At 75.8% G+C, this 2,539-nt stretch carries 1 protein-coding gene; it reads left to right on the top strand.

Features of this window, described 5'->3' with window-relative positions:
* The first annotated feature begins 138 nt into the window (after positions 1-138).
* Entirely contained in the window at positions 139-2,508 is a 2,370-nt protein-coding gene (locus FOE67_RS22520; protein ID WP_228474177.1) for a HelD family protein, read from the top strand.
* Positions 2,509-2,539: the final 31 nt, after the last annotated feature.

The following is a 2,539-nucleotide window of genomic DNA, read 5'->3' as shown; positions in this document are numbered from 1 at the left end:
CTACATGTGCAGACGTGTATAAGAGACAGGGTCCGCCCCACCCCCGGGGAGCCGACCCGCCGGGGCGGGGAAAACCCCTTCCGACCGGTGGGAAGGGGGAGTCCGCGCCGGTCGCGCGGTGTACGGTTGACGGCTGCCCTGACCGATCAGAAGGGGGCCGTGGCCTTGGACGTCCGCGAACGGGAGATCCGCGCCGAGCAGCGTCACCTGGACGCCGTGTACCGCCGGCTGGAGGAGAAGATCCACGAGGCCGAGTTCCTCGTGGACGACGCCGCCCGGCGCGGTCGGGTGGGCACTCCCGGAGCCCTCGCCGAACGCGACGCCCTGGTCTTCCGCGCCGGACTCCACCTCCACCGCCTCAACAGCGAGTTCGAGGACTTCCTCTTCGGCCGCATCGACCTGCTCGCCGGTCGGGACGGCGAACGCGGTCCCGACGGTGCCCAGACCTCCGTCGAGCCCGCCGCGGACGCCATCCGGGAGGAGGACGGCACACCGGTCGCCGACATCGCCGAGACCCTGCACATCGGTCGACTCGGCGTCCTGGACGCCGAGTACGTCCCCCTGGTCATCGACTGGCGCGCCCCCGCCGCCGCCCCCTTCTACCGGGCCACCCCCGTGGAGCCGGGCCGCGTCGTGCGCCGCCGCGTCATCCGCAGCCGGGGCCGGCGCGTCCTGGGCGTGGAGGACGACCTGATGCGTCCCGGCCTGCGCGCCCTGCTCGACGGCGAGGAACTGCCCGTGGTCGGCGACGGCGCGCTGATGGCAGCCCTCGGCCGCGCCCGGGGCCCCCGGATGCGGGACATCGTCGCCTCCATCCAGGCCGAGCAGGACGAGGTCATCCGCGCGCCCGCCGCCTCCGTCGTGGAGGTCACCGGCGGACCCGGCACCGGCAAGACCGCCGTCGCCCTGCACCGCGCCGCCTACCTGCTCTACCGGGACCGCCGCCGCTACTCCGGGGGCATCCTGATCATCAGCCCCACCCCCCTGCTCGTCGCCTACACCGAGGGCGTGCTGCCCTCCCTCGGGGAGGAGGGCCAGGTCGTCATCCGCGCCCTCGGCTCCCTGGTGGACGGGTCGGAGGCCACCGCCCACGACGAGCAGCCGGTGGCCGTGGTGAAGGGCTCGGCCCGGATGGCCCGGGTGCTCGCCCGCGCGGCCCGGGGCGCCCTGGAGGCCGACAAGCGTCCCGACCGGCTGCGGGTGGTCGCCTTCGGCGGAAGGATCGAGCTGGACGCCGACGAACTGGCCGCCGTGCGCTCCGCCGCCCTCTCCGGCACCGCCCCCGTCAACCTGCTGCTGCCGCGGGCCCGCCGGCTGCTGCTGGAGGCGCTGTGGGAGAAGGCCGGCGCCGCCCGCCGGCACGCCGACGACCCGGCGCTCGCCGCCGAGGCCCGGGACGGGTTCTTCGAGGACGTCGCCGAGGAGACCGACTTCATCGACTTCCTCGCCGAGTGGTGGCCCGAGCTGACCCCGCTGGACGTGCTGCGGGTGATGGCGGACGAGCGGCGGCTGGCCGGCTGGTCGCGCCGCGTGCTGCGGCCGGGCGAGGTCCGCCGGGTGGCGCGCTCCCTGGCCCGGGTCACCCCGGACGGCGGCGGGCTGTCGGTGCACGACGTGGCGCTGCTGGACGAGCTCCGTACCCTGCTGGGCACCCCGCCGCGCCCCCGCCGGCGGACCGAGGAGGAGATGCTCGCCGAGTTGGGCGTGCAGGAGGTCACCACCTTCGCCGACCGCACCGCACGCCGCCGCGACCGGGAGGCCGAGGCCGAGGAGCGCGAACGCACCGGCTACGCCCACGTCATCGTCGACGAGGCGCAGGACCTCACCCCCATGCAGTGGCGGATGGTCGGCCGGCGCGGCCGGCAGGCCACCTGGACCGTGGTCGGGGACCCGGCGCAGAGTTCGTGGACCGAGCAGGAGGAGGCCGAGCGGGAGCGGGACGCGGCGCTGGGCAACCGGCCCCGCCGCCGCTTCGAGCTGACCGTCAACTACCGCAACCCCGCCGAGATCGCCCGGGTGGCCGACGGGGTCCTGCGACTGGCGATGCCCGGCGTCGAGCCGCCCCGCGCGGTCCGCTCGACCGGGATCGAGCCGAGGTTCGTCGTGGTGCCCCGATCCGAGAGAGCCGAGAGGATCGAGAGGGCCCGGCGGGCCGAGCGGCGGGGAGAGGACGGGGGCGCGGCGGAGACGGTCCGTGCCGAGGCCCGCCGGCTGCTGGACGAGGTCGAGGGCACGGTCGGCGTGATCACCGCCATGGGGCGGCGCGAGGAGACCCGGCGGTGGCTGGCGGGAATGGACGAGCGCCTGCTGGTCCTCGGCAGCCTGGACGCCAAGGGGCTGGAGTACGACGCCACGCTGTTGCTGTCACCGGCCCGGATCGCCGACGAGACCCCGGCCGGTCTGCGGGTGCTGTACGTGGACCTCACCCGGGCCACCCAGCGGCTCACCGTGGTCGCCTGGCCGGAGGACCGTCCCGACGCCGCCGGCGTGCCCGACCTGCTGCGCTGAGCCGGGGCGGACGGGCGCCGGGGAGCGGGTG

Origin of the sequence: Streptomyces calidiresistens, from assembly GCF_014141525.1 — a bacterium.
GTDB lineage: Bacteria > Actinomycetota > Actinomycetes > Streptomycetales > Streptomycetaceae > Streptomyces > Streptomyces calidiresistens.
The sequence above is the reverse complement of the archived record's forward strand: the minus strand, read 5'-3'. Positions and strand labels throughout refer to the sequence as shown.